Source organism: Salipiger abyssi (assembly GCF_017311415.1).
In the GTDB taxonomy this organism is placed as follows: domain Bacteria; phylum Pseudomonadota; class Alphaproteobacteria; order Rhodobacterales; family Rhodobacteraceae; genus Salipiger; species Salipiger abyssi_A.
In genome coordinates, this window is sequence record NZ_JAEKIS010000007.1 from 120,658 (window position 1) to 146,211 (window position 25,554).

Genomic DNA, 25,554 nt, shown 5'->3' on the forward strand with positions numbered 1-25,554 from the left:
TAGGATGAATTTCAAGCAACTCGAAGCGTTTTACTGGCTGAGCCAGTTCGGCAACTACCGGCAGACGGCGGAATATCTGGGCCTGACCCAGCCCGCCGTCTCGGCGCGCATCCAGTCGCTGGAGAAGGATCTCGGCAAGACCCTGATCGACCGCGAGGCACAGGCCTTTGCGCTCACCGATCAGGGGCTGGAGGTGGCGGAATTCGCGGTGCAGTTCCTGAACCTGCGCGAGGCGATGATGGGCCGCTTGCAGGATAAGCGCAAACGCCGGCTGACCGTGGGGCTTGCGGGCATGGCGGCGCTGACCTGGGGGCCGCTCCTGCGCGACGCGGTGGCGGCGGCGGACCCCGACATGCTGCTCGACATCTATTCCGCCTCCGATCTGCAACTGCGCCGCTTTGTCGAGGCGGGCACGCTGGACGCGGCCTTTACCGCCAGCGGAGACCGCGCGCCCGGCGCGGATTTCTCGGTGCGCTACGAGGTCGGCTGGGTGGCGCGGCCCGATGTGATCGCAGGCCAGAGCCTGCCGATGAGCGCCGACGATCTGCGCGCGCTGCCGCTGGTGCTCTATCCAAAGACCTCGCCGCTCTTCAATCCGGTGGCGGAGTATGTCGCCGACATGCGCGACCGCCCGGCGCCGCGCCACTATGGCAATGCGCTTGCAACGATCTGCGAACTGGTGCGGCTGGGCTATGGCGCCTCGGCGCTGGCGCTGACCGCGCTGGAGCCCGATATCGCGGCGGGCCGGGTGGTCGAGATCGCGACCACCGAGCCGCTGCCGCCGCTCAATGTGGCCTGCACCCATGTCAACCGCGCCCGGCGCAAGCAGGTGGGCGCGGTGCTGGATCTGGCGCGCGAGGCGGCGCAGAGCTGGTGCGCGGAACATGGGCGCTACGCCTCCTTTCACGAGCTGTGATCAGCCTTCGGTCTTGGCCTCGACCATCTTGGTCGCGCCGGACATGGCGCCCAGATGGGTGCCGCCGGTGATCTTGGCCTCGTTGACCAGACCGCGCTCGGTCTTCAGTTCGCCCTCGGCCAGCACGGCGTCGAGATCCTCGGGCGCGATGAAGAGCACACCGCTTTCATCGGCCAGCACCGCATAGCCCGGCAGCACCGCCGCGCCGCCGATGCTCACCGGCACGTTGAAGCCGCCGCCGGTGTTGTAAAGCCGCGTGGTGACGGGCGAGGGGCCGCGCGACCACATGGCGAAATCCTGTTCCTTGATCTCGGCGGTGTCGGTATGCGGGCCATCGACGCAGCCGCCCTCCAGACCGATCATCGCGGCCATGCGGGTGACGCCGCCGCCCCAGCAGGCGTATTTCGTATCGCCCAGCCGGTCGACGGCGAGGAAATAGCCCGGCCCGCACTGGCTCAGGCAATGGTGCAGCAGGGTGCTGTCGAGCCCCGGAATGGCCAGCGTCGCCACCGTGGCGGCCACCACCTTGCCCGGCAGCACCGGCTGAATGGCGGGGGCGGCAAAGCCGTAATGGTAGAAATGGCCGATCGTGGCGGTTTCCAGCTTGGCCAGACGGTCGAGCTTGTCCTGCGGGATCGGCGCGGGCATCGGGTTCAGCTTGTAGACAAGATTGGACATGGGTCTCTCTTAGTTTTGAGGTCCGAGGATGAGATCGGGCAGGAAGGTGACGGTCTGCGGCACATAGGTCAGCAGGATCAGCACCGCGAAGAGCGGCAGCAGCATCGGCAGCACCGCCATGGTGACCTTTTCAAAGCGCACGCGACCGACCTCGGCCACGATGTAAAGCCCGATCCCCATGGGGGGCGTCGCGATGCCGATCAGCAGGCCGAGCTGCATGATGATGCCGAAATGCACCCGGTCGATGCCATAGGCGTCGATGAGCGGCAGCAGCGTCGGCACCAGGATCAGCTTGGCGGGCACGCCCTCGACCACGCAGCCGACGAGGATCACGAAGACCAGCAGCAGCGCCAGGAAGGCGTTCTTGTTTTCGGTCAGCGAAAAGGTCCAGTCGGCGAGTTTCTGCGGTGTCTGGTCGATGGCCAGCAGCCAGCCCATGGCGATGGAAAAGGCGATGATGATCATGATCACGGCGGTCATCATGGCGGTGTCGCTGAGCGCGTTGAAAAAGCTGCGGAAGGTCAGCTCGCGATACCAGATGCCGATGGCGATGCAGTAGAGGCAGGCCAGCACACCCGCTTCGGTCGCGGTGACGAAACCGAACATGATGGAACCGAGGATAATCGCCGGGGCGATCAGCGCCAGAAACCCGTGTTTCGCGGTGCCCGCCACCTCGCGCACGGTGGCACGCGGCTGGGTGGGAAACTCCTGAAACTGCGCGCGGATGCGCACATAGATCATCAGCGCCAGCCCCACGAGGATGCCGGGCACGAGGCCGGCAAGGAACATCCGTTCGATACTCTGCTGGGCGAGGAAGGCATAGAGCACCAGCCCGATGGAGGGCGGGATCAGCGGCCCGATCACGGACGACGCCACGGTGATCGCGGCGGCGAAATCGGGCCTGTAGCCGCGCTCGCGCATCGCCTTGATCTCGATGGCGCCGAGGCCGGCGCAATCCGCCACGGCGGCGCCGGAGATGCCGGCAAAGATCATCGAGGACAGGATATTCACCTGCGCCAGCCCGGCCCTGAGATGGCCCACCAGCGCATTGGCGAAGGCAAAGATGCGTTCGGTCACGCCGGTGGCGTTCATCAGGTTGCCCGCCATGATGAAGAACGGCACGGCGGTGAGCGAGGCCTTGTTCACCCCCTCCAGCATCTGCTGCGGGATGATCTGTAGCGCGGTGGAGAAATCCGAGGTCAGGAAGGTCAGCACCGTCGCGGTGCCGATGGCGATGGAGATGGGCACGCGCAGCATGATCAGCGCGATGAAAGTGCCGAAAAGAATCCACGCCATGGGTTACAGCTCCGGGTGATGCTCGGTGACGTTCTCGGGCATCCCGGCGGCCATCTTGGCGAGGTCGAGAAGGGCGGTCAGCGCCACGAGAACGGTCGAGATGAAGAGGGGGACGGAGAGCGCCAGGCGCGGCAGCTCGAAGCCCGCGGGCAGGATCGCGCCGTCATAGACCCCGCGCGAGGTTGCGATGACGGTCGGCAGCTGCAAGAGCAGCACGCCGGTCACGACCAGCGTCGCCACATCCGAGACGATGCGTGTCGCGGCCATGCCTTTCTCGCCCAGATGCTGGGCGAGGAAATCCACCCGCACATCCTTGAGCCGGGCGTAGAGCGCGAAAAAGCCGAAGAAGCTCAGCCAGATGAAGAACACCATGGTCCAGGGCCACATCCAGTAGGGCGCCATGCTCAGCGGCCGCAGGATGATTGTGGCCGTGGTCAGCCCCAGCATGACCAGCAGGCAGATATTGGACAGCCACAGAAACGCGCCGCCCATCGACCAGTTGAACCGGTCGAGCCGGTTGAGGGCCCGCTGACGCGGACCCTCGGGGATATAGTCGAGCGGGGTCACTGGGTGGCCCGCGTCGCCGCGATGGCCTCCATGAAGCCGTCGGGCAGCTCGCCCTTGGCGTCCATGTCCTCGTAATAGGCCTGCATCTTCTCGACCAGCGGCGCGGTATCCAGCACCGTATAGGTCACGCCCTCGGCCTCCATTCGCGCGATGCTTTCATCGGCGACCGAGAACATCAGATCCTGCGACATGTCGCCGGCCTCTTCATAGGCTTTCATCAGCCCGGCGCGGGTGTCTTCGTCGAGCGCCGCCAGCGCGCTTTCGTTGACCATGAAGCCGATGGACTGCCAGTATTCGTCCATCCGCGCGATATAGGGGGCCACCTCGTTGAAACGCATGGATTCCACCAGCGCGATGGGCGAGTTCACCGCCTGCACGATGCCCTTGGAGATGCCCTGATAGACCTCGGTCCAGGGCAGGGTGATGACCTCGGCACCCAGCGTGTCCCAGGTCTCGATGGCGACCTTGTTCTCGTGCATGCGCATCTTGAGGCCTTCGTAATCCGCCGCCGTCTCGACCGGCACGTTCGAGACGGTGACCCGGAACGGGCCGCGCAGAACGCGGGTCGGGTCGCCCAGCGGGCGCACGCCCGACTGTTCGGCGGCATTGTCGAACCAGCCTTTCACGGTGTCGGAGTTCATGAAGCGCTGCCAGTGATCGTAATCATCAAAGGCGAAGGGGCCGGAGAGCCAGGCCAGCGCGGGCTCCCATTTCTTCATATAGCCGAAGCCCTCGGCATAGACCTGGATGATATTGGCCTGAAGCTGCTCAAGAACCGCGTCTTCCTTGCCGAGCTGTTCGTTGGGATAGACGGTGATTTTCAGCTCGCCGCCGGTGTATTCCTCGGTCAGCTCGGCGAATTTCTCGAACACTTGGCCTTCGGGGCTGTCCACCGGCATCTTCGTGGCCATTTTCCAGGTGGTTTCGGCCTGAACCGCCGAGCTCAGAATGAGCGCGAGACCGGTTGCGAGGCCAAGCATGGTTTTCGTCTTCATTGTGTGTCTCCTCAGTTGGGGGGGAATGGCCGGTTGCCCGGCTCTGGTTGTGGATGTCAGTCGTGCAGGCCCTTGGCGACGTGATCGCGCACGAGCCCCGCGCCGATGGCGGCGAGGCGTTTCACCAGCACATCGCCGGTCTCGGCCGAGCACAGGGTCGGGTCGCAGCCATAGGCGCCGGTCTCGGTCGCCTCCAGCGCCTCGATGGGCGCCTGGATCTTGGCGCCGTCATAGACGACGGAGGAAAATCCGCCGATCTTCATGCCCTTGATCTCGCTGCCGGTGGGGGCAGGTTTGACCAGATCGGCGCGGATCAGATCGGGATAGAAATGCAGCCCCACCGAGGTCAGCGGATCGCCCCCGTGACCGGAGCTCGCCTTGGCCTTGTCCGCGCCGATAAGGCCCGGCAGCTCGCCATAGGCCACCTGCCAGAGATACATCGACGGCACGAAGAGCCCGGCCTTCTGACGCCAGCGCAGCGCCACCTCGGTGATCGCGGGGACGTTGCCGCCATGGCCGTTGACGATCATCAGCTTGCGGATGCCGTGGCGGTTCAGGCAGCCGAACATATCGTCGAGAATGCCGCAGAGCGTGGCATGGCTGATCGAAATGCCACCATGGCTCGATTCGAAATAATCCTTGCCGCCAAAGGGGATGACGGGCGCAACGAAGGTGGCCACGCCGTCCGCGCGGGCGGCCTTTGCGATCTCCATCGCCATCAGGTCGGCGGCCATGTAATCGCCCATCGGCGCGTGGATGCCCTGATCCTCCAGCGATCCCATCGGCAGCAGCACCACCGCCTCCGAGGTGAGTTCCTGCCGCGCCTCTTCCGAGGTCAGTTCCGCCATCCGGATCTTGTCGATCATGGGCTCAGTTCCTTGTCTGTTGTGGCTCGGGTTTGCCTCAGTGAAGCGGCCCGCGCCGGGGGCGTCCAATTCAATCGGTTTGCGGGGCGATAGAGGAAATTTGCCCCGCCTGTGTCATGCCGCAGCCTGGGCGGCGGTGAAGCGGTCCATCCGGAACGGCGACGGGTCCACCAGCGGTGCCGTGCCGGTGGCAAGCTCCGCCGCCAACTGCCCCGCTGCCGGGCCGAGGCCGAAGCCGTGGCCGGAAAACCCGGTGGCCAGCACCAGCCCGGGGATTTGGGCTGCGGGTCCGATCACCGGCACCGCGTCAGGGGTCACGTCTATGATGCCGCCCCATTTTTGTGCGATCTCTGCGTCTTTGAAGACCGGAAAGGCCCGGGTCACCGCGCGCATCGCCTCCGCCAGCAGCCGCTCCTGCGGTTCGGGGTCGAGCACGCGGCAGCGCTCGAAGGGGGTTATCGCGTCATCGGCCCAGCGGCGCGGCGTCACCAACCCGTCCCAGAGGCCCTGATCGAGGGTCAGCGCGAGCTCGCCGCGATGCTCGCGCAGGCCTTTGGCAAAGCGCGGCAGCAGGCGGAAACTGTCGGGCGTGATCTGCACCTTGGCACGGCCCCGGCGCGAGATCGTATAGCCGCCGTCGAGCCGGGGCCTGATGCCGAATTCGCCATTGCCGAGCGCATGCACCGGCCCGCCCGCCAGCGGCTTGGTGCGCAGAACCGAGCCGCGCACCCGCAGTTGGGGCAGATCCACGCCGAGATTGCCGAGGAACAGCCGCGACCAGGCGCCGCCCGCCAGCACCACCGTCTTGCAGCCGATGCGCCCGCGCTCGGTGATGACGCCCGAGACCGCGCCCGCCGAGGTTTCGATCCCGCGCACGGCGCAGTTGGTGAGGATCGCGGCGCCCTTGGCCCGCGCGCCTTTGGCGAGCGCGGGGGCGGCAAGGGCGGGCTCGGCGCGCCCGTCGTCTTCTGTCAGCAGCCCGGCGCGCGCGGGCAGCGACGCGCCGGGAAAGCGCTCGGCCAGATCAGCGGCGCTCAGCCGTTTGGCGCCGATCCCGAAGCGGTCGGCATCGCGCGAAACACTCTCGATCCAGGCCATCTCGGCATCGGTATGAGCGGTGTAGACGATGCCCGTGCGCCGGAAGCCCGTATCATGGCCCAGCCGCTGCGCCAGCCTGTCCCAGAGCCGCAGGCTCTCGATCCCCAGCGGGTATTCCGCCACGTCGCGCCCCATGCGCCGGACCCAGCCCCAGTTGCGGCTCGACTGCTCGCCGCCGATCCGGCCCTTTTCAATGAGCGCCACGCGGTGGCCCTGTTCGGCGGCCCAGAAGGCGGCAGAGGTGCCGATGATGCCGCCGCCGATCACGACCAGATCGACCTCGCGGGGGAGGGTCTCATCGCCTTCCACGGTCTCGACAAAGGGGCGCATGCTACATCCCCGGCTCATAGCGCCAGTTGACCAGCAGTTCGGAAACGCTGGCCGAATTGGGCAGGGTGACGACATCGGCGATCAGCCGGGCGAGGTCTTCGGGCTGGGTGATCTCGTGGCGCGGCAGGTGGTTGTGGCGCAGGGTCATGTCGGTGGCGACAAAGCTCGGGCAGACGGCGCAGGCGCGCACACCCTGATCCCAGCCGGCGCGCCGGGCGGCATGCGAGAGCGCCACGGCGGCGTGTTTGCTCATCTGATAGCCCGCGTTCAACCCCAGCACCCGCTTGCCCGAGAGCGAGGCGAGCACGATCACCCGGCCCGCGCCCGAGCGGCAAAGCGCAGGCAGCGCCGCGCGGGTCAGCCGGAAGGGCGCCTTGACGTTGACCGAGAGCAGCGCGTCGAGCATCTCCTCCATCTCACCGTCGGGCTGCGGCGGGTCGGGCATCAGCTCCAGCGGGCCGGAGATGCCGGCGCTGTTCACCAGCGCGTCGATGCGACCGAAATGCGTCTCCGTCGCCTCGGTGAAGCGGTTCGCATCGGCGGGTTCCGTTGCATCGTAGCGCACCACAAGCGGGTCATGCGGCGCCAGCGTCTCGGGCAGCGTCGCCGGGTCGCGCAGACCCAGCGCCAGCCGGTAGCCGCGCGCCGCAAGCGCCCCGGCAATCGCGGCGCCGATGCCGCGGCTGGCGCCGGTGATCATGGCGACGGGGGCGTCGGTCATGCCGCATCCTCCGCATTGACCCGGCCTGCCTTGATACAGGCGGCGCGCCAGCCGGTGCCCACCGGATCGAGCGCCGGCACGGCGGCGGCGCAGGCGTCTTCGGCGAGTGGGCAGCGGGTGCGGAAGGCGCAGCCCGAGGGCGGGCTGGCGGGGCTCGGCAACTCGCCCTTCAGGATACGCCCGGTATCGTCGGCGGGCTTAGGGTGCAGCGAGGGCGTCGCCGCCAGCAGCGCGCGGGTATAGGGATGCGCGGGGCTGCCAAAGACCTGCTCGGCGGGGCCTTCCTCGACGATGCGGCCAAGGTACATGACGGCGATGCGGGTGCAGAGATGGCGCACCACATGCAGGTCATGGCTGATGAACAGCATGGCAAGGTCGAGATCGCGGCGCAGATCCATCAGCAGGTTCACCACCTGCGCCTGGATCGACACGTCGAGCGCCGAGACCGGCTCGTCCGCCACGATGAAATCGGGCCGGGTCGAGAGCGCCCGCGCCACCGCGATGCGCTGGCGCTGGCCGCCGGAGAACTCATGTGGGCGGCGTTGCGCGGCGGAGGCGGGCAGGCCCACCTGTTCCAGCAGCCGCGCGACCTCTGCCTTGACCTCTGAGGCCGGCACGATCTTGTGGGTTTTCAGCCCGTCGGCGATCTGCGCACCGACGGAACGGCGCGGGTCGAGCGAGCCGAAGGGATCCTGAAACACCATCTGCATCCGGCGCGAGAGCTGCCGCCGCTCGGCGCCGCCGAGCGTGCTCAGGTCGCGCCCGTCGAAGCTAACGCTGCCGGTGCTGGGCGTCTCCAGCCCCAGCATCATCCGGCCCAGCGTGGACTTGCCGCAGCCCGACTCGCCGACGATGCCGACGGTCTCGCCTTTGGCAATGCTCAGGCTGACGTCGCGCACCGCCCAGACATCGTGCTTCTGGCCCAGCAGGCCCTGGCGGGTGGGATAGTTGCGGCCCAGCCGGTCGGCGATGACCAGCGGGGCAGTGGGGGTGTCTTGGATCATGTGACCTCCTCCCAGCGGAAACAGCGGGTCAGGCGGGTGTCGCTCGGGTGGCTGCGCCGTGGCGCGCTCTGCGTACAGACCGGCTTGGCATGGGTGCAGCGTGGGGCGAACCGGCAGCCGCTTGGCATCTTGTGCGGCGAGGGCACGGCGCCCGGGATCGCCACCAGCCGCTCGGCGCCGCCCTCGGGCACCGAGGCGATGAGCGCGGCGGTGTAGGGGTGGCGGGGCCGGGCAAAGACCTCGGTCACCGGGCCTTCCTCGACCACCTCGCCGGCATACATCACCGTCACCCGGTCGGCGATCTCGGCCACCACGGCGAGGTCGTGGGTGACAAAGATCATCCCCATGCCCGGCGTGTCGCGCTTGAGCTGCGCAAAAAGCTGGAGGATCTGCGCCTGAATGGTCGGATCGAGCGCGGTGGTCGGCTCGTCGGCGATGAGCAGGCGCGGGTTGTTGGCGATGGCCACCGCGATCATCGCGCGCTGGCGCTGCCCGCCGGAAAGCTCGTGCGGATAGGCGCGGGCGCGGCGCTCGGGGTCGGGGATGCCGACATGGCGCAAGAGCTCGACCACCCGGGCCTGCATCGCGGCGCCGTCGAGCGCATGATGCACGCGGATCGCCTCGGCCACCTGATCGCCGATGCGCAGCACCGGGTTGAGGGCGGCGGCGGCATCCTGAAAGACCATGGAGATCTCGGTGCCGCGCAGGGCGCGGAACGCCTCTTCGTCGAGCTGGGCGAGGTCGATGGGCGCGCCCTCGCGCGGGGTGTAGAGCGCGGTGCCGCCGGTGACGCGCAACGTGTCCGGCAACAGCCCGGTCAGCGCCAGCCCGGTCAGAGTCTTGCCCGAGCCGCTTTCGCCGACCAGCGCCATGGTCTCGCCCGGGCGCACGCTCAGTGTCACGCGGCGCACGAGTTCCAGATCGTTGACGGCGATGGAGAGGCCTTCGATCTCCAGCAGCGGTGCCTCTTCGCTGGCGGCGGGGCGCGTGGCGGGTTTCGATGCGCTGCGGGCGCGGGGGCGCAGCCAGAGCGCGCCGCCGGCTGTCACGCTGCGCGGGTCGAGCGCCGATTGCAGCCGGTCGCAGAGCAGGTTGAAGGTCAGGATCGTGCCCGCCAGCGCCAGTGACGGCCAGACCAGCAGCAGCGGCGCCACCTCCATCGCGCCGCGCGCGGCGCGGATCATCAGCCCCCAGGACGGGGTGGGCGGCACCACGCCAAGCCCGAGGAACGACAGCCCGCTCTCGATCACCATGGCCGAGGCGACGACCAGTGAAGCCTGCACCAGCAGCGGCGGCAGCACATTGGGCAGAATGGTGCGGATCAGGATCACCAGCGGATGCGTGCCCATGGCGCGCTGCGCGGTGACGAAATCCAGCCCGCGCACCTGTTGCGTCGCGGCATAGACCACGCGGGCATAGTTGGGCGTGTAGAGGATGGTGAGCGCGAGGATCAGCGGCCAGGTACCGGCGCCGAGGATGGTGACGACCAGCAGCGCCAGCAGCAGCGGCGGCAGGCAGAGGATGATCTCGGCGGCGCGCACGGTCAGCAGCTCGACCACGCCGCGGAAATAGCCGCCGAGCAGCCCCAGCGTCGTGCCGATCACCGCGGCGGCCAGCGCCGAGCCGAAGGCGATGAAGAGCGAGGCGCGCCCGCCCCAGATCAGCCGCGCCAGCACGTCGCGGCCGAACTCGTCCTGCCCCAGCCAATGCGCGGCGGAGGGCGGGGCGAAGCGGTGCGGGATGTCCATGCCGCGCACGTCGTCGAGCGGCAACACCGGGGCGAGCAGCACCAGCGCCACGATCACCGCGGCGATGGCGCCGGGCAGGATCAGCCTGCGCGTCGCCCGGCTCATGACGTCACCAGCGAGATGCGCGGGTCGAACAGGGCGTTCACCACATCGACCACGAGGTTGAGAAAGACGAAAAGAACCGAGATTGTCATGACGATGCCGACCACCTCGGGGTAATCGCGTGCGTCCACGGCGGAGACGAGGTAGCCCGAGAGGCCGGGCCAGTTGAACACGAATTCCACCAGCACCGTGCCGCCGATCAGCGTGCCCATTTCGAGCCCCAGCACGGTCAGCACCGGGATGAGCGCATTGCGCACCACATGGCGGCGCAGGATCGGGCCGCGCGACAGGCCCTTGGCGCGGGCGGTGCGGACGTAATCGCGTTGCAGCACCTCCAGCACGGATGCGCGGCTCATGCGGATGATCACCGCCAGCAGCGCCAGCGCCACTGTGCCGGCGGGCAGGAGCAGCAGTTTCAGATGCTCCACCGGATCTTCGGAAAAGTCGACAAAGCCGCCGGCGGGCAGGATTTTCAGCTGCTGCGCAAAGATCAGGATTACCACCGAGCCGACCACGAAGACCGGGGTGGAGAGCGCGGCGGAGGCGAAGAAGGAGATCGCCGCATCCGCCTTGCCGTCGGCGCGGATCGCCGCAAAGGTGCCCAGCGGCACACCGATGCCGGTGGCGATGAGCGCCGCTGCCAGGATCACCTCGAGCGTGCGCGGCAGGCGCAGGGCGATCTGTTCGATCACCGACGCGCCGTCGCGGAACGACGCGCCGAGATCGCCGGAGAGCACTCCGGCCATGTGGCTGATATATTGCTGCCAGAGCGGCTCGTTCAGCCCCATCTTTTCGCGCAGGGCCGCCACCGCCGCCGGATCGGCGGCAATGTTTCCCGTACTCAGCAGCAGCTCGGCCGGATCGCCGGGGATGAGATGCAGCAGCAGGAACACGACGGTGACGACGACCCAGACGAGGAACAGGGCCACCAGACTTCTCAGGGCAATATATCTCAGCATGGGTCTTCGATCAGCCGAGCATCGCGTCTTCGAGCGTGATGCCGGAATGGAAGGTCAGCTGTCCGGGGATATTGGCAAAGCCCTCGACATTCGCAGCCATCCCATAGCCCTGTTCGCGCCAGCACAGGCCCATGATCGGCGCGGTTTCGATGGCGACCTTTTCGAGCTCCTTGTAGACCGCCTTGCGCTCCTCGGTATCGAAGATCGTCCGACCCTTGGCGAAAAGCTCCGAGATTTCGGGCGTTTCCAGACCGTAGCTGCGCGAATAGGCGCTTGCGAGCGAGCCGTCGATCACCGTGGCAAGACCGTCGGGATCGTTGTTGGCCGCGGCGGTGCCCATGACCGCGAGATCGTAGGTGCCTTCGTTGCCCTTCTTCACGCGGGTCGACCATTCCGGCAGGTCCAGCGTCACGTTGATGCCGATCATCGACAGATAGGCCTGGCAGACCTCGGCGGTGGACTGGTGCATGCCGTATTGCGCGGTCGACAGCATGGTGCAGTCGAACCCGTCCGCATAGCCCGCCTCTGCCAGCAGGGCCTTGGCCTTTTCGGGATCGTAGTTCCACTCGTTGGCGAACTCGGGGTTGAAGAAGGCCGAGGCATCGGGAATCGGCAGATGCTCGAGCGGCGCGCCGCGCTCGTAGAATGCCGCCGCGGCGATGTCCTCGCGTTTGATGGCATGGCCGACGGCGCGGCGTACCAGCGGGTTGTCGAAGGGCGGCTTGCTGGCGTTGAAGGTCAGGTACATGAATGGGCCGAAGGTGGTGTCGAGCTTCAGCGCCGGGTTGTCGCCGACCTGCGCCATGGCCTGCCACGGCACGTATTCCACGATGTCGACATCGCCCGCTTCGAGCGCCGCGATCCGCAGGTTCTCGTCGGCATAGACGATGGCCTCGATGCGCTCGACCTTGGGCAGACCCTCTTTGTAGTAGTCCGGGTTGGCGGTCACGGTGATCGAGACGCCGCGGTCGATCGCCTCGACCTTGAACGGTCCCGCGCCCATCAGATCGTCGCGCGCGGAGCCCTTCTTGAGGATCGGCATGTTGTAGTTTGCGAACCATTCCGGCAGCACGGCCTGCGGCTCCGAGGTTATGAGAACCACGGTCTTGTCGTCCGGCGTCTCGACCGAGGTGATCGTGGCGAGCTGGTTCTGGAGATAGGCGGCGGAATCGGGCTTTTGCACTTCGGTGATGGTCCAGGCCACATCCTCGGCGGTCACCGGGCTGCCGTCATGCCATTTCGCCTCGCGCAGGTTGAAGGTCCAGACGCCATCGTCGTCGACGTCCCAGGTCTCCGCCAGCTCGCCGCGCAGCGCGCCTTCTGCGTCGTAGCTGAGCAGGCCGCGATGGCACATCACCTTGATGGTGCCGGCGGCGGTGCCGTTCGAGGCCCAGGCATCGAAGCTGGGCGGATAGGTCGAGAGGCCAAAGCGGAGCGTGCCGTCCTCCTGCGCGCGCAGGACCTTGGGGCCGAGGAAGCTCAGGGCGCCGGCGGCGCCTGTGGTGGCCAGAAAGCCGCGTCTGTTCAGTCGCGTGGTCATTGTCTTGTCTCCTTGTCGGTTGGTGCGGGCTCTTGGCGGCCCTTTGGGTTATGGATTTGTTATCGTTCGTTATTCCGCTGCGATAGGCTGCTCGTCGGGATGGGCTGCGCGCTCTTCCGCGGGGCCGTAACCGCCGCCGCCGGGGGTGACGACCTCAAGCCATTCTCCCGCGCACAACGTGCCGTAGCCATTCTTGAAAGGGGCGCAGCCGGGGCTGGTGGCATAGCTGCCGGCGCCGCCCGGGCCGCCGCCCAGCAGCCCCCAGGAGCGCGACATGTTGCGCGACACGTCCACATGCACCATGCAATCTTCCGTGGCGCGGTAGACCCGCCGCAGCCCCATGCCGCCGCGATGCCGGCCGCTGCCGCCCGAGCCGTCCACCAGCTCGTAACGTTCGAGGATCAGAGGATACTCTCCCTCCAGCGCTTCCACCGGCAGGTTCGAGGTGTTGGTGGCGTGCACATGGATGCCGTCGAGCCCGTCCGCGTTGGGCCGGGCGCCGCCACCGCCGCCGATGGTTTCGAGATAGACCCAGTAGCTGCCCGCATCCGGCCCGCTTTGCCGGGTGCCCGAGAACACCGCCACCGAACAGGCGGAGTTGGTGCAGGCCGAGACGCGCTCGGGCACCGCCTGCGCCAGCGCGCCGAGGATCAGATCGGCGACGCGCTGACAGGTCTGCACCCGGCCATTGACCGCCGCCGGGTGCTTGCAGTTCACGATCGAGCCCTCGGGCGCGCGCACGGTAATCGGGCGGGCAAGCCCGGCATTGGGCAGCACCGTCGGGTCGATCACCGATTTCACGATGTAATAGACCGTCGCCAGCAGCGCCGTGCGGGTCATGTTGATCGGCGCGCGGATCTGCTCGGGCGCCTCGAAATCGAGCGCCAGCTCGTCGCCCGCCACAGTCACGGTCACCGCGAAGGGGATGGGCGTGTCGAAATCGAGATTGTCGAACACATCCTCGAAGCGCCAGCTGCCATCGGGCAGGGCGGCAATGCCCGCGCGCATCTTGCGTTCCGCATAGTCCAGCAGTGCTTCGCCCGAGGCCAGCACGGTCTCGACGCCGTGGCGCGCGCACAGCTCCTGAAAGCGCTGCACGCCGACGCGGTTCGCCGCCATCTGCGCGCGCAGGTCCGACAGCCGCTCGCGCGGCACCTGGCAGTTGAGTAGGATCAGCTCCTGCACGTCCTTTTGCAGCTCGCCCGCGCGGTAGAGGCGGATCGGCGGAATCCGCAGCCCTTCCTGATAGATATGCGCATGCGCCCGGTCGACGAAATCGGAATGGTGCGCGAGGTTCACCGTCCAGGCGACGAGCGCGCCGTCGACAAAGATCGGCTCGGCCAGCACGATATCGGGCAGGTGGGTGCCGCCGCCGCGATAGGCGTCGTTGCCGACGAACACGTCGCCCGGGCGCAATTCGGCCTCGTCGTGATCCCTCAGCAGCATCGGAATGAAGTCGAGGAAACTGCCCAGGTGGATCGGAATATGCTCCGCCTGGCACAGCGTGCGCCCCTGCCGGTCAAACAGCGCCGTCGAACAGTCGCGCCGCTCCTTGATATTGGTGGAATAGGAGGCACGGACGAGTGCCTCGCCGGTCTCCTCCACGATGGAGGAAAGCGCGGCGCCGATGACCTCGACCGTGATCGGGTCGAGCGCGTGAGTGGTGGCTTGAGCGGTCATCGGGGAAGCTCCAGAATGAGGTTGTCGATGGTGTCCACGCTGGCGCTTACCCCGGGCGGGATCAGCGTCGTGGTGTCCATCTGCTCGACAATGGCGGGGCCGGCAAAGCGCATGCCGGGGGCGAGCCGGTCGCGGGCGTAGAGCGTGGTCTGGGTGAAACTGCCGGTCTCGGGATACCAGACCTCGCGGCTGCCGATGATCGCGCCGGAGGCGTCCGTATCTCCGGGTGCGCGCTCGGGCAGCTCGGCCTTTTGCACCAGCCCCATGGCCTCGGCGCGGAAGGTGACGCAGAGGATGCGCTCTTCGGGCACGTCGAAGCCGTACATGCGCTTATGCGCCTCGGCGAAGCCCTCCTTCAGCGCCGCCAGCGTCACCTCTGTCACCGGGCCGTCGGGCAGGGGGATGGACAGCTCGTAATTCTGCCCGTCATAGCGCATGTCGATGCGGCGGGTGATCCGGCGCTTGTCGGCGGGGATCGTCTCGGTCTCGAACCAGCCGGCGGCCTCGGCCTCGACCCGCGCCATGGTGTCGGCGATCACATCGAGATTGCCGGCCTCCAGCGGCGTCAGTCTGGTGGCGGAGAAATCGGCTCGCAGATCGGTGAGCAGCAGCCCCATGGCGCAGAGGATGCCGGGGTTGCGCGGCACGATGACGGTGGACATGCCCAGCTCCTGCGCCAGCCGCACCGCGTGCAGCGGGCCCGCGCCGCCAAAGGCCATCAGCGCGTAATTGCGCGGGTCGTGGCCGCGCTGGACCGAGATCACCCGGATCGCCTTGGCCATGTTCGCGGTGACCACCGAAATGATGCCCTGCGCCACGTCCATACTCTGCATGCCCAGGGTTTTCGCCATCTTCTCAATGGCCTCCACGGCGAGGTTGCGGTGAACCTTCATCCGCCCGTCGAGGATCTCCACCGGGTTCAGCACCTGAAGCACGATATTGGCATCGGTCACCGTGGGTTCGGTCGCGCCGCGCCCGTAGCAGACCGGGCCGGGATCGGCGCCCGCGCTTTCCGGCCCGACCTTGAGCAGCCCGCCGCTGTCGATGGAGGCGATGGAGCCCCCGCCGGCGCCCACGGTATGGATGTCGAGCATCGGCGCCTTGATCGGGTAGCCATGCACCACGCTTTCATTGGTCTGCGTGGTCTCGCCCCCCGCCATCAGCGCCACATCCGAGGAGGTGCCACCCATGTCGAAGGTGATGATGTCGTCAAAGCCCGCCCGCGCGCCGATGGCCTGCGCTGCCACCACGCCGGTGGAGGGGCCGGAGAGCACCGCGCGCACCGGCGTTTCGGCGGCCACCTCAAAGCGCACCACGCCGCCGTTCGACTGCGTCAGATGCGGCGCGACGGGCAGGCCCAGCTCTTCCAGCCGGGGCGTCAGCCGCGAGATATAGCGGTGCATGATCGGCCCGAGATAGGCGTTGACCGTGGCGGTCGAGAGCCGTTCGAACTCGCGGAATTCCGGCGCGATCTCGTGGCTGGCGCAGAGGAAGGCGCCGGGCATCTCCTCGGCCACGATGCGCCTGGCGGCCTGCTCATGCGCGGGGTTCACAAAAGCATAGAGAAAGCAGATCGCTACCGCCTCGACCCCCGCCGCCTTCATCGCGCGGGCGGCCTCGCGCACCGCGTCCTCGTCGAGCGGCACCGAGACCTCGCCGGAGCGCAGCATGCGCTCGGGCAGCTCGAAGCGCAGGGCGCGGGGGACCAGCGTGCGGGGCTTTTCGGCAAAGAGATCATAGAGATCGGGGCGTTTCTGGCGGCCGATCTCCAGCAGGTCGCGAAAGCCGCCGGTGGTCAGCAGCCCGACCTTGGCGCCGCGATGGGTGATGAGCGCATTGGTCGCCACCGTGGTGCCATGGCCGAGATAGGCGATGGCCGCCGCCGGGTCGTCTCCGCCGCCGGCACGCTCGCGCATGCCTTCCTCGACGCCCTGGGCGATGCCGCGCGACGGGTCGTCGGGGGTGGAAGAGACCTTCCACACCGCGATCTCGCCGCTGGCTTCGTTGAACATGCAGACATCGGTGAAGGTGCCGCCCGAATCGACCCCGACGCGCCAGGTGCCGTTCGGCCCGAAACCCTGCGATCCATCCATCATCGGCGCTGTGTCCTTTTAGCGTCTACTTCATGTATACAATAAAGAGACGACGATTCTGTCGAGTCCGCGTTGATCGAAAAGATGGTATGTTGCGGCAAAAGATATTGAGGCGGTGAATGAATAATCTCTCTGACGCGAATCCCATTCCGGCTGGTGCAATGGGGGCGGAGAAACCGCCCTCGGCGCGCGAACGGGCCTATCAGGGCATCCGCGCGCATATCCTGACCGGTGCCGTTTCGCCCGGAGGCTTCATCGAGGAGGCGGTGGCGTGCGAGGTCACCGGCGTGTCGCGCTCGCCGGTGCGCGAGGCCCTGAACCGGTTGGCCGCCGAGGGCTATCTGGAGCTGCATCCGCGCCGGGGCGCGATGGTTCGCCCGGTCTCCGCCGCCGAGCTGCGCGACCTGTACGAGGTGCGGCTGATGGTGGAAACCCACGCGGTGCGGCGCATCTGCCGCGACCGCCGCCCGCTGCCCGCCGCGCTGACCGAGCTTTGCGAGCTGCACGAGGCGACCTCGGCGGCGGATCTGCTGGCCTGCGCCGAGATCAACCGGCTGTTCCACCAGACGCTGGTCGCCGCAGCGGGCAACACCGTGCTGGTGCAGGTCTTCGACGGGTTGCAGGCGCCGCTCTTGCGGGTGGCGATGCTGTCGCTGCAACAGGGAGTTGGCAAGACCGATATCATCGAGGCGGAGCATCGCGAGATGATCGACGCGCTCACCGCCCATGACGAGGCGCGGGCGCTGGACGTGGTGCTGCGCCATCTCAACCTTATGCCGCGCCTCACGGCGGCGTTGCCCGGCTGAGGCAGGCGGCGAGAGCGGGGATGTCGCGGCGAAACGCATGGCGCGGATACGGGCTCCGGTTGGTCAACGGCGGCGCTGGTGGCGCCACCTTGTCCGCGAAGTGAGGCAAGTTCACTGGCTTGCGTCCAATTCAAAAGTTTTTTGGCGCGTGAGAAATTTCTTATCTGCCCTGTCTCACCGGAGATTTGCGCCGGCGGCACCGGTGGCTCGCGGCGTGGACTGCCCAGCGATCGGGCAGGGCGCGCGCCGGATCACTGGGCCAGGCTTGCGAATAGCCCCAGCAGGATCGGCGCGGGCAGTGAGATCAGCACCCGCAGCAGGGTGAAGCGGCGGCCCATCAGCGGCACCTCGTAGCTGAGCGTACGCACCATCGAGACCAGCGACCAGGAGGTGACATAGGCCACCAGCGCCCCCGCGCCGGCACCGGCCTTGAGCGCCGAGGCGCCGATGGCGAAGGCGACAAACGGCCCGCCCGGCGTCAGCACACCAAAGCCGGTGGCGAGCAGGATGCCCGACAGCCCCGATTGCGCGCTGAGCCAGCGCTGCACGAACGCTTCCGGCAGGAGGGCCGCGAGGAACCCCGCGCCGATCAGCCCGACCGCCAGACGCGGCAGCATGAAGAGAAAGGTCTCGCCGGCGCGGCGGTAAAGCTCGGGCCGCGCCTCGGGCGCCGTGCGGTGCAGGTGGCGGACCGCCCAGAAGGCCGCGCCCCAGATCAGGATCGTGCCGATCAGGATATTCATGACGCGCGCCGTCTGGCCCGATGTCGCACCGCAGCACGCAGCGCAAGCCCCAGAACGATGGGCACCGGCAGGCTCAGGAGCACCCGCAGCAACACCAGATCGGCGGGCAGGAAGGTCAGCTCCCAGACAATCGTGCGGTTCAGCCCCAGCAGGATCCAGCCGGTGACCATCGCCACCCCCGCCGCCAGATCGGCGCCGGCGGTCATCAGCCCGGCGGTCAGCGGAAAGGTCACCGCAGGCCCGCCCGGGATCACCGCACCGGCGGTGGCGGCGATGGCGAGCCCGCGAATGCCGCTTTCCGGGCCCACATGGTGCAGCACCTTGTCCTTAGGCAACACCAACGCCAGTGCCGTGGCCAGTAGCACGCCCGCCGCGATCTTCGGCATCAGCAGCGCCGCGAGCCCGAGATCGGAAAGCAGGATCTCGCGGAACGTGTCCCAGCCATGGGTAACCAGCACGCCGGTGCCGCTGGCCAGCGCGATGGCGAGCACGAAATAAAAGCCGCTGTCGAAGAGGCGGCGCCTGGGTCTGGGATCGTCTGTCATGAGGCCGGGTTGAGACTGTCGGTTGCGCGCAGCCTAGCGCCCGTGCGGGTTGGCGCGCCAGCGCGGAATCGTTCGGATCTTTGTGCCGGAAACATCGGGATGCGTTTGCCCACAGGTTAAGCGGTTGACGGCAAAGGTAGCGGCCGCGGCCGCGTCATCAAGCTGCAACGGCTTCGACGCAAAGACTTCGCCGAACGGTCATGGCGCCGAGTCATTCGCGCGAGAGGCAGGGGGATGCTTGGCGCGCCGGTCGCGACAGGAATCGTCTCGGCGCCGGGCGAGAGGCGGAACTTCTCGCAACTGTCACCGCCCCGTCATGCCCCTGTCATCCGCCAGCGCCAGTTGGTGGAAACATCCGAATGAATTTTGTGGAACGGGCGATGGCGAAATCGGGAAACTGGGAACGGGCGCGCGAGTGGATCACGCGCAGCATCGAGAGCCAGGCGCTCGCCGAGGGCGACCGGCTGCCGACCGAGGGCGATATCCAGCGTCTCGCGGGCGTCGGGCGGCATTCGGTGCGCCGCGCCGTCGCCACGCTTGCCGCCGAGGGCGTGCTGAGCGTGGAGCAGGGGCGCGGTACCTTCGTGCGGGCCAAGCCGCCGATCCTCTACCGCATCGGCGCCCGCACCCGGTATCGCGAAAACCTCATCGTCCAGGGCGTGCTGCCCTCCGGCGACCCCATTGCGGCCGAGATCGTGCCCGCGCCGCATGAAGTCGCCCAGGCGCTGGCGCTGGAGCCCACCGCGCCTGTGCACCGCGTGCTGCGCCGGGGCCGCGCCGACGGGCGCCCGATCAGCCTGTCGCGCGCCTATCACGACGCTTCCCGCTTTCCCGATCTCGGCGCGCGCCGGCAGGCGGGCGTTTCGGTGACCGAGATCTACCGAGATCATGGCATCGGCGAATACCACCGGTTGGAAACCTCGCTCTATGCCCGCCTGCCTGAAGGCTGGGAGGCACGCGAGCTGGAGCAATCCGCCGATCAGCCGGTGATCGTGATGTGCAAGACCGATGTGGACGACGCGCGCCACCCCATCGGCTTTTCCGAGGCGATCTGGTCCGCCGGACGGGTGCGTTTTTCGCTGGAGACGGAACATGAGTGAGATTGCTGTTACCGACGCGTCAGAGCGGCTGAGCGTGCTGGCGCGCATGGTGCCCGAGCGTATTTCGGAAGAAGCCGAAATGCTCTTGCCGGAGCTGGGAGAGATCGAGGTGATCCAGAGCCGCAGCGGGCTGGTGATGCTGCCGATGCGCGACACGGTGACGGGGACAGATTTCCATCTCGGCGAGGTGCTCGTGAGCGAGGCGCATATCCGGCTGCCCGGCGGCATCGAGGGCTACGGCATGGTCACCGGCCACGATCTGGAACGTGCCATGGCGATGGCGGTGATCGACGCGGCTCTGTCGGCGGGTGTCGCTGTCGCGCGTCTTACGCGGGTCATCGCCGAAGAGGCCGCGCGCCAGGCCGAGCAGGACCGCGAGACCCTACGGGCCATCGAGGCCACTCGCGTCGATATGGAGACCTTCTGATGCAGACCGCCCCGCACCCCGATGCGCGCGAGCAGCGCGACAATGCCAGTTTCCACGCGCTGATGAGGGCGCTGTCGCGCCCCGGCACCGTGCAAAAGCTGCCCGAACCGGGCGCTGTGCTCATCGCCGCCGCGCTGCTCGACCGCGAATGTCGCGCCTATACCGACGATGCGGCGCTGGAGGTGCCTCTGCGCCAGACCGGCGCGGCGCTCGTTCCCTTGACCGAGGCCGACCACCTGTTTGTGACACTGGGCAGCGCCGCTGCCGTTACCGCGCTCGGGGCGGCAGAGGTCGGCTCTTTCCTCTATCCCGATGGCGGGGCCACGGTGATCGCTCCGGCGCGGATCGGCGAGGGGGCGCAGCTGACCCTGACCGGGCCGGGCATCGACGGCCGCCTGAGCTTGCAGCTCGGCGACCTGCATCCGTCGCTCTGGGAGGCGCGGCGCCGGCTCTGCCGTTACCCCGAGGGGATCGACCTGTTTTTCATCGACGGCGCCCGGGTGATCGGGCTGCCGCGCTCCACCGCCGTGCAGGAGGGCTGAGCCATGGCCTATGTCGCAACACGAGGCGGCGAGCGCGCCATCGAACAGGCGGAACGGCTTTACCGTGCGCAGATGGGGGAAGTAACGCCCGCGCGCGTGGCCGAGATCGAGCGCGCCCTGCCCAGCCTCATCGACCGGGTGATGGGCGAGGCCTCGCTTTACGCCCCCGACCTTGCCGCGCTCGCGCTGGCGCAATCGGGCGGCGATCTTTACGAGGCGCTTCTGTTGCTGCGGGCCTGGCGGAGCACTCAGCCGCGCTTGCAGATCGCGGCGCCGGTGACGCAGGATCGCATGCTGACGCACCGCCGTATCTCGGCAGCCTTCAAGGACATTCCCGGCGGTCAGATCCTCGGGCCGACGCTGGATTACAGCCACCGGCTGCTGGCGACCGAGGTGGTGCAGGGAGAGACCTTCACGCCTGTGCCGGTGGAGAAGGCGGCAAATCCCGCGCCGGCCTGTCACCCGTCGCTGGCCGCATGGCAGCAGGCGCAGGGGCTGGTGGCGGCGCCGTCGCTGGCGCCGGTCGACCGCGACTCCATTCCCGACCTGACGAAAGAGCCGCTGCTCTTCCCGGCCAAGCGTGCCCATACGCTGCAAAGCCTCGCGCGCGCCGACACCGGTGGCGTGCTGGCTCTGGGTTATTCCGCCATGCGCGGCTACGGCAACGCGCATCCCACGGTGAACGAGCTGCGGCTCAGCGAGGCCGAGGTGATCGTCCGCCACCCCAACGGCACCGAGTTCAGCGCCGGGCGGGTCAAGACCAGCCAGGCCGAGGTGGTGACCACCAAGGGGCAGGGTACGCTGCGGCTGGGGTTCTGCGCGACGCTGGGCTGGAACGAGGTCAAGACCATCGCGGGCGCCACGCTCGACCTGAACGCGCCCGGCGCGCCCAAGGGCTCGCCGGTGAACGAGGAGTTCTTTCTCTACCATACCGAGCCCGTCGAAAGCTCGGGCTTCTGCATACATTTCAAGCTGCCGCATTACGTGACCTTCCAGTCTTCGCTGGACGCGCTTCGCGACGCGAAGGCACAGCGCAACAAGACGGAGGAACCGGCATGAGTCTCGACACGCTCACACGGCCCTGGAAGGCGTTTTCCTACGGATTTCTGGACGCTTCGGCAAAACGCGAAATGCGCCGCAAGATCCTCAAGGCCATCGCGGTGCCGGGCTGCCAGATGCCCTATGCCAGCCGCGAGGTGCCGATCGCACGCGGTTGGGGCACTGGCGGCTTGCAGGCGACGCTGACGCTGGTCAATCCGGGCTCGGTCGTCAAGGTGATCGACCAGGGCGCCGACGACAGCGTCAACGCCGCCTCGATCCGGCGCTTTATTGCGCGGGTCTCGGGCGCGGCCACCACGCTCGACACGGTGCAGGCGACGATCATCCAGTCGCGCCACCGGGTCCCCGAGGAAAAGCTGCGTGCCGATCAGGTGCTGGTCTTGCAGGTGCCCAATCCCGAGCCGCTGCGCCCGGTGGAACCGAACATGTCCGTTGCGCGTCAGATGCACGCGGATGCCGACTACGGACGCATGTGGTTGCAGCTTTACGAGCAGATCGTGCGCTCCGGCCGGGTGATGCAGGGCGCGTCTTACCCCTCGCTGGTCAATGGGCGCCATGTGATGACGCCCTCGCCGATCCCGCGCTGGGATGTGCCCAAGCTGAACATGGCGAAGCATCTCACGATCCTCTCGGCAGGGCGTGAGAAGCGGCTCTTCGCGGTGCCGCCCTTTACCCGGGTCGAACCGCTGGTCTTCGACGACGTGCCCTATCGCGTCGAGGATCATGCGGGGCTGACCTGTCATCGCTCAGGCGCCAGAGGGGTCTTTATGAACGAAATTCCGCAGGAGGACGGCACGTCGCTGCACGAGGTGTCCGATAGTCAGCTGGGCGTGAAGCTGCTGAACGGCGAGGCGCCGGGCGAGATGTGGTATCGAGATGGGGTGTTTCGGCCATGAGTAAGGTGATGGAGCGCGCGGCGCCGCGTCTGGTGCGGGCACAGCCGCTGCTGCGCATGGCGGATGTGTCGAAACGCTATGGCGATGTGGTGGCGCTGGAGCATGTCTCGGCCGAGGTCTATCCGGGCGAGGTGCTGGGCATCGTCGGCGAGAGCGGTTCGGGCAAGTCGACCCTGCTGCGGATGATGAATCTCGAGGAGCTGCCGGACGAGGGGCGCTATTCGCTGGATCTGCCGGGGGTGCCGGAGCATCTCTTTGCCATGGACGGCTATGCGCGGCGCATGCTGCGGGCACGTCACATTGGCATCGTCTATCAGAACCCGCATCTCGGGCTGCTGATGAAGAACTCGTCGTCGGGCAATGTCGCCGAGCGGCTGCTGGTGGCCGGCGAGCGGCGGTTTTCGGTGCTTCGGGAAAAGGCGAAACAGTCGCTGGAGGCCTCGGAATTCCCGCTGGAGCGCATGGATGCACCGCCCATTGAGCTCTCCGGAGGCATGCAGCAGCGGGTGCAGCTCGCCAAGGCCATCGCGCTGGAGCCGGCGGTGCTGCTGCTCGACGAGCCGACCACCGGGCTGGATGTGAGTGTGCAGGCGCTGGTGCTGGACACGCTGAAGCGGCTGCAACGGGAGCGGCGGATCACCATGGTGATCGTCAGCCACGATCTGGGCGTGATCCGCACCATGGCCGACCGCGTGATGGTGATGCGCCGGGGGCGGGTGGTCGAGGCCGGGCTGGTCGATCAGGTCTTTCAGGACCCGCAGGCGGCCTACACGCAGGCGCTTGTCCATGCCAAGCTTTAAGGGGATGGGGATGATCGGGACGGAAACCATCAGGTGGGCAAATTCCTTCGAAGGAATTTGCAAGAGTTTTCGAAAACTCTTGCGGCGCCCGGTCGGAAGGACAGACGCACACGGGGAGTGCCGGGCATGACACAGCCGATCCTGCGGGTGGAAAACCTCGCCAAGAGCTTTCGCATGCATCATCTGGACCGCAGCCTGCATGCCTTCGAGGGGCTGAGCTTTACCCTTGCTCCGGGCGAGTTCGTGCTGCTCTCCGGCGCCAACGGGGTGGGAAAATCCACCCTTCTGCGCACGCTCTACCGCTCGTATCTGCCGGTGGCGGGGCGTATCCTCTATGATGCGCCCGAGGGCGAGATCGACCTTGCGCGCGCGGCGGATGTGGATATCGCCCTGCTGCGCGCCCGCGAGATCGGTTTCGTGACCCAGTTCCTCACCGCACGGCCCCGGGTCGCTGCGGAGGATCTGGTGGCCGAGCCGCTGCGCCGCGCCGGGCAGGATGCCGACAGCGCGCTTGCCGAGGCGCGGCGCTGGCTGGCGGAGTTCGGCGTCAAGCCGGAGCTCTGGCGCGCCTATCCCACCACCTTCTCGGGAGGCGAGCAGCAGAAGGTGAACCTCGCCCGCGCACTGATCCTGCCGCAGCGCCTGTTGCTGCTGGACGAGCCCACCGCGTCGCTCGACGCCGGTGCGCGCAGCGCGCTGGTGCGGCGTCTGGAAGCCCTGAAACAGCAGGGCGTGGCGATGATCGGAGTGTTCCACCATCCCGGCGATGTCGCCGCGCTGATCGACCGGGATATCCGGCTTGACCCAAAGGAGATGGCCCATGTGGCTGAGTGACTTCCGCATCGTCCTGCCCGACCGGGTGATCCCCAACGGCGCGCTCTGCATCGAAGACGGGGTTATTTCGGAGATCTCCGAAATGCCCGTCGCGGGCGCCGCGCTGGAGGGGCAGGGGCTCTTGCTGATGCCGGGCTTTGTCGACATGCATGGCGACATGATCGAGCGCGAGGTCGAGCCGCGCCCGAATGTGAAGATGCCGATGGAGCTGGGGCTGCGCGATCTCGACCGCAAGCTCAAGGTTTCCGGCGTGACAACCGGTTACGCGGCGGTCAGCTTCAATCCAAAATCCGCCTATGGCCATATGCGCAGCTACGACCATTCGCAGGCGATGCTGCGCGCGCTCAAGGGCATGCGCGGGGCGCTGAAGGTGGATCACAAGGTGCATGCGCGGTTCGAGGTCACCTTTCCCGGCGCGCTCGAGGTCGTCGAGGAGCTGATCGCGGACGGCACGGTGGATCTGGTTTCGCTCACCGATCACACGCCGGGGCAGGGGCAGTATCGCGATCTGGAACGGCTCAAGGCGCGCACCGTCGTCGAGCGCGGGCTCTCCGTCGAAGAAGCGGCGCAGGCGGTGCAGGCGCGCATCGACGAGCGCCGGCAGGCGACCGGCGATCTGGCCGCGACGCTGGAGGCGATCTCGGGCACCTGCCGCCGCCATGGCATCGCTCTGGCCAGCCATGACGACGACACCGCCGAAAAGGTCGCGCTGATGGTCTCGCTCGGTGCCGCGATCAGCGAGTTTCCGGTGACGGAAGAGGCGGCGCAGGCGGCCCGCGCGGCCGGGTTGATGACCGCGATGGGCGCGCCCAACGCGCTGCGGGGCGAGAGCTATTCCGGCAATCTCTCGGCGCGCGCGGCGCATAAGGCGGGGCTGCTCGATATTCTGGCCGCCGATTACCATCCCTCGGCGATCCTGCCGGCGGTGCTGGTGCTGGCGGCACAGGATCCCGACGGGCTGTCCGGCGCCACGCGGCTCGCCTCCGCCAACCCGGCGCGCGCGCTGGGGCTGGGCGACCGGGGCGAGATCGCGCCCGGCAAGCGTGCCGACCTGGTGATCGCCGACGATCAGGGGGTGGGCCATGTGCGCATGACCTTCAGCGCCGGGCGCAAGGTGTTCTCGGACGGGTCGCTGAGGATCGTGGTGGGGTGAGGCGTGGCGGTGGGTTGGAAACCCACCCTATGGCGGCTCTCGGGAAGGTTCGGCGC

The 25,554-nt window shown here is 67.6% G+C and carries 25 protein-coding genes; 10 read left to right on the forward strand and 15 right to left on the reverse strand.

Annotation, left to right across the window (positions count from 1 at the left end):
- The first annotated feature begins 4 nt into the window (after positions 1-4).
- The gene (locus I6N89_RS11675; protein ID WP_207018626.1) at positions 5-916 is read left to right on the forward strand and encodes a LysR family transcriptional regulator; all 912 of its coding nucleotides are present in this window, start codon (positions 5-7) and stop codon (positions 914-916) included.
- Here the strand turns inward: I6N89_RS11675 and I6N89_RS11680 are convergent, their stop codons facing one another.
- The 13 genes from I6N89_RS11680 to I6N89_RS11740 form a co-directional block, all read right to left on the reverse strand.
- Positions 917-1,594, reverse strand: coding sequence for an RraA family protein (locus I6N89_RS11680; protein WP_207018627.1), 678 nt, complete (start codon positions 1,592-1,594; stop codon positions 917-919).
- 9 nt (positions 1,595-1,603) lie between these two features.
- Positions 1,604-2,890 carry a TRAP transporter large permease gene (locus I6N89_RS11685; protein WP_207018628.1) on the reverse strand — a complete coding sequence of 429 codons (1,287 nt, stop codon included), beginning with the start codon at positions 2,888-2,890 and terminating at the stop codon, positions 1,604-1,606.
- Positions 2,891-2,893: 3 nt separating this feature from the next.
- A complete protein-coding gene (locus tag I6N89_RS11690) occupies positions 2,894-3,457 on the reverse strand; it encodes a TRAP transporter small permease (RefSeq protein WP_207018629.1) in 564 nt (187 codons plus the stop codon).
- Positions 3,454-4,452 (reverse strand): TRAP transporter substrate-binding protein, encoded by a 999-nt coding sequence (locus tag I6N89_RS11695; RefSeq protein ID WP_207018630.1) that lies wholly within the window; start codon positions 4,450-4,452, stop codon positions 3,454-3,456. The genes I6N89_RS11690 and I6N89_RS11695 overlap by 4 nt, the downstream gene beginning before the upstream one ends.
- A 56-nt stretch (positions 4,453-4,508) precedes the next feature.
- Entirely contained in the window at positions 4,509-5,318 is an 810-nt protein-coding gene (locus I6N89_RS11700) for a creatininase family protein (RefSeq protein ID WP_207018631.1), read from the reverse strand.
- A gap of 114 nt (positions 5,319-5,432) precedes the next feature.
- Complete coding sequence (locus tag I6N89_RS11705; RefSeq protein WP_207018632.1) at positions 5,433-6,746, reverse strand: NAD(P)/FAD-dependent oxidoreductase; 1,314 nt, start codon at positions 6,744-6,746, stop codon at positions 5,433-5,435.
- 1 nt (position 6,747) lies between these two features.
- The gene (locus I6N89_RS11710; RefSeq protein WP_207018633.1) at positions 6,748-7,467 is read right to left on the reverse strand and encodes an SDR family NAD(P)-dependent oxidoreductase; all 720 of its coding nucleotides are present in this window, start codon (positions 7,465-7,467) and stop codon (positions 6,748-6,750) included.
- Positions 7,464-8,471 carry an ABC transporter ATP-binding protein gene (locus tag I6N89_RS11715; RefSeq protein ID WP_207018634.1) on the reverse strand — a complete coding sequence of 336 codons (1,008 nt, stop codon included), beginning with the start codon at positions 8,469-8,471 and terminating at the stop codon, positions 7,464-7,466. The genes I6N89_RS11710 and I6N89_RS11715 overlap by 4 nt, the downstream gene beginning before the upstream one ends.
- Entirely contained in the window at positions 8,468-10,324 is a 1,857-nt protein-coding gene (locus tag I6N89_RS11720; protein WP_207018635.1) for a dipeptide/oligopeptide/nickel ABC transporter permease/ATP-binding protein, read from the reverse strand. Before I6N89_RS11720 ends, I6N89_RS11715 begins: the two co-directional genes overlap by 4 nt.
- Positions 10,321-11,280 (reverse strand): ABC transporter permease, encoded by a 960-nt coding sequence (locus tag I6N89_RS11725; protein WP_207018636.1) that lies wholly within the window; start codon positions 11,278-11,280, stop codon positions 10,321-10,323. The genes I6N89_RS11720 and I6N89_RS11725 overlap by 4 nt, the downstream gene beginning before the upstream one ends.
- A 10-nt stretch (positions 11,281-11,290) precedes the next feature.
- A complete protein-coding gene (locus tag I6N89_RS11730) occupies positions 11,291-12,820 on the reverse strand; it encodes an ABC transporter substrate-binding protein (protein WP_207018637.1) in 1,530 nt (509 codons plus the stop codon).
- A 69-nt stretch (positions 12,821-12,889) separates the two neighbouring features.
- Positions 12,890-14,500, reverse strand: coding sequence for a hydantoinase B/oxoprolinase family protein (locus I6N89_RS11735; protein ID WP_207018638.1), 1,611 nt, complete (start codon positions 14,498-14,500; stop codon positions 12,890-12,892).
- Entirely contained in the window at positions 14,497-16,596 is a 2,100-nt protein-coding gene (locus I6N89_RS11740; protein WP_207018639.1) for a hydantoinase/oxoprolinase family protein, read from the reverse strand. The genes I6N89_RS11735 and I6N89_RS11740 overlap by 4 nt, the downstream gene beginning before the upstream one ends.
- 116 nt (positions 16,597-16,712) lie before the next feature.
- Between I6N89_RS11740 and I6N89_RS11745 the strand changes: the two genes are divergently transcribed.
- On the forward strand, positions 16,713-17,399 hold the full coding sequence (locus tag I6N89_RS11745; RefSeq protein ID WP_207018640.1) for a GntR family transcriptional regulator: 687 nt from the start codon (positions 16,713-16,715) through the stop codon (positions 17,397-17,399).
- A gap of 251 nt (positions 17,400-17,650) precedes the next feature.
- Here the strand turns inward: I6N89_RS11745 and I6N89_RS11750 are convergent, their stop codons facing one another.
- The gene (locus I6N89_RS11750; RefSeq protein WP_207018641.1) at positions 17,651-18,142 is read right to left on the reverse strand and encodes a permease; all 492 of its coding nucleotides are present in this window, start codon (positions 18,140-18,142) and stop codon (positions 17,651-17,653) included.
- Complete coding sequence (locus I6N89_RS11755) at positions 18,139-18,687, reverse strand: permease (protein WP_207018642.1); 549 nt, start codon at positions 18,685-18,687, stop codon at positions 18,139-18,141. The genes I6N89_RS11750 and I6N89_RS11755 overlap by 4 nt, the downstream gene beginning before the upstream one ends.
- A gap of 359 nt (positions 18,688-19,046) precedes the next feature.
- Between I6N89_RS11755 and I6N89_RS11760 the strand changes: the two genes are divergently transcribed.
- The 8 genes from I6N89_RS11760 to I6N89_RS11795 all read left to right on the forward strand — a co-directional run bounded on the left by I6N89_RS11760 (position 19,047) and on the right by I6N89_RS11795 (position 25,498).
- Positions 19,047-19,787 carry a GntR family transcriptional regulator gene (locus I6N89_RS11760; protein ID WP_236016570.1) on the forward strand — a complete coding sequence of 247 codons (741 nt, stop codon included), beginning with the start codon at positions 19,047-19,049 and terminating at the stop codon, positions 19,785-19,787.
- Positions 19,780-20,214, forward strand: a complete 435-nt coding sequence (gene phnG / locus I6N89_RS11765) for a phosphonate C-P lyase system protein PhnG (RefSeq protein WP_207018643.1) — start codon at positions 19,780-19,782, stop codon at positions 20,212-20,214. Before I6N89_RS11760 ends, phnG begins: the two co-directional genes overlap by 8 nt.
- Positions 20,214-20,756 (forward strand): phosphonate C-P lyase system protein PhnH, encoded by a 543-nt coding sequence (gene phnH / locus I6N89_RS11770; RefSeq protein ID WP_207018644.1) that lies wholly within the window; start codon positions 20,214-20,216, stop codon positions 20,754-20,756. Before phnG ends, phnH begins: the two co-directional genes overlap by 1 nt.
- Before the next feature lie 3 nt (positions 20,757-20,759).
- Positions 20,760-21,815 carry a carbon-phosphorus lyase complex subunit PhnI gene (locus I6N89_RS11775; RefSeq protein WP_207018645.1) on the forward strand — a complete coding sequence of 352 codons (1,056 nt, stop codon included), beginning with the start codon at positions 20,760-20,762 and terminating at the stop codon, positions 21,813-21,815.
- Positions 21,812-22,711 (forward strand): alpha-D-ribose 1-methylphosphonate 5-phosphate C-P-lyase PhnJ, encoded by a 900-nt coding sequence (locus tag I6N89_RS11780; protein ID WP_207018646.1) that lies wholly within the window; start codon positions 21,812-21,814, stop codon positions 22,709-22,711. Before I6N89_RS11775 ends, I6N89_RS11780 begins: the two co-directional genes overlap by 4 nt.
- A complete protein-coding gene (locus tag I6N89_RS11785; protein ID WP_207018647.1) occupies positions 22,708-23,511 on the forward strand; it encodes an ATP-binding cassette domain-containing protein in 804 nt (267 codons plus the stop codon). The genes I6N89_RS11780 and I6N89_RS11785 overlap by 4 nt, the downstream gene beginning before the upstream one ends.
- A gap of 126 nt (positions 23,512-23,637) precedes the next feature.
- Positions 23,638-24,345 carry a phosphonate C-P lyase system protein PhnL gene (locus I6N89_RS11790; RefSeq protein WP_207018648.1) on the forward strand — a complete coding sequence of 236 codons (708 nt, stop codon included), beginning with the start codon at positions 23,638-23,640 and terminating at the stop codon, positions 24,343-24,345.
- Positions 24,332-25,498 (forward strand): alpha-D-ribose 1-methylphosphonate 5-triphosphate diphosphatase, encoded by a 1,167-nt coding sequence (locus I6N89_RS11795; protein WP_207018649.1) that lies wholly within the window; start codon positions 24,332-24,334, stop codon positions 25,496-25,498. The genes I6N89_RS11790 and I6N89_RS11795 overlap by 14 nt, the downstream gene beginning before the upstream one ends.
- The last annotated feature ends 56 nt before the right edge of the window (positions 25,499-25,554 follow it).

Coding starts and splice junctions, on each gene's coding strand:
- I6N89_RS11675 (WP_207018626.1), top strand. CDS start 5: ATGAATTTCAAGCAACTCGAAGCGTTTTACTGGCTGAGCCAGTTCGGC.
- I6N89_RS11680 (WP_207018627.1), bottom strand. CDS start 1,594: ATGTCCAATCTTGTCTACAAGCTGAACCCGATGCCCGCGCCGATCCCG.
- I6N89_RS11685 (WP_207018628.1), bottom strand. CDS start 2,890: ATGGCGTGGATTCTTTTCGGCACTTTCATCGCGCTGATCATGCTGCGC.
- I6N89_RS11695 (WP_207018630.1), bottom strand. CDS start 4,452: ATGAAGACGAAAACCATGCTTGGCCTCGCAACCGGTCTCGCGCTCATT.
- I6N89_RS11700 (WP_207018631.1), bottom strand. CDS start 5,318: ATGATCGACAAGATCCGGATGGCGGAACTGACCTCGGAAGAGGCGCGG.
- I6N89_RS11705 (WP_207018632.1), bottom strand. CDS start 6,746: ATGCGCCCCTTTGTCGAGACCGTGGAAGGCGATGAGACCCTCCCCCGC.
- I6N89_RS11710 (WP_207018633.1), bottom strand. CDS start 7,467: ATGACCGACGCCCCCGTCGCCATGATCACCGGCGCCAGCCGCGGCATC.
- I6N89_RS11715 (WP_207018634.1), bottom strand. CDS start 8,471: ATGATCCAAGACACCCCCACTGCCCCGCTGGTCATCGCCGACCGGCTG.
- I6N89_RS11720 (WP_207018635.1), bottom strand. CDS start 10,324: ATGAGCCGGGCGACGCGCAGGCTGATCCTGCCCGGCGCCATCGCCGCG.
- I6N89_RS11725 (WP_207018636.1), bottom strand. CDS start 11,280: ATGCTGAGATATATTGCCCTGAGAAGTCTGGTGGCCCTGTTCCTCGTC.
- I6N89_RS11730 (WP_207018637.1), bottom strand. CDS start 12,820: ATGACCACGCGACTGAACAGACGCGGCTTTCTGGCCACCACAGGCGCC.
- I6N89_RS11735 (WP_207018638.1), bottom strand. CDS start 14,500: ATGACCGCTCAAGCCACCACTCACGCGCTCGACCCGATCACGGTCGAG.
- I6N89_RS11740 (WP_207018639.1), bottom strand. CDS start 16,596: ATGATGGATGGATCGCAGGGTTTCGGGCCGAACGGCACCTGGCGCGTC.
- I6N89_RS11745 (WP_207018640.1), top strand. CDS start 16,713: ATGAATAATCTCTCTGACGCGAATCCCATTCCGGCTGGTGCAATGGGG.
- I6N89_RS11750 (WP_207018641.1), bottom strand. CDS start 18,142: ATGAATATCCTGATCGGCACGATCCTGATCTGGGGCGCGGCCTTCTGG.
- I6N89_RS11755 (WP_207018642.1), bottom strand. CDS start 18,687: ATGACAGACGATCCCAGACCCAGGCGCCGCCTCTTCGACAGCGGCTTT.
- I6N89_RS11760 (WP_236016570.1), top strand. CDS start 19,047: ATGAATTTTGTGGAACGGGCGATGGCGAAATCGGGAAACTGGGAACGG.
- phnG (WP_207018643.1), top strand. CDS start 19,780: ATGAGTGAGATTGCTGTTACCGACGCGTCAGAGCGGCTGAGCGTGCTG.
- phnH (WP_207018644.1), top strand. CDS start 20,214: ATGCAGACCGCCCCGCACCCCGATGCGCGCGAGCAGCGCGACAATGCC.
- I6N89_RS11775 (WP_207018645.1), top strand. CDS start 20,760: ATGGCCTATGTCGCAACACGAGGCGGCGAGCGCGCCATCGAACAGGCG.
- I6N89_RS11780 (WP_207018646.1), top strand. CDS start 21,812: ATGAGTCTCGACACGCTCACACGGCCCTGGAAGGCGTTTTCCTACGGA.
- I6N89_RS11785 (WP_207018647.1), top strand. CDS start 22,708: ATGAGTAAGGTGATGGAGCGCGCGGCGCCGCGTCTGGTGCGGGCACAG.
- I6N89_RS11790 (WP_207018648.1), top strand. CDS start 23,638: ATGACACAGCCGATCCTGCGGGTGGAAAACCTCGCCAAGAGCTTTCGC.
- I6N89_RS11795 (WP_207018649.1), top strand. CDS start 24,332: ATGTGGCTGAGTGACTTCCGCATCGTCCTGCCCGACCGGGTGATCCCC.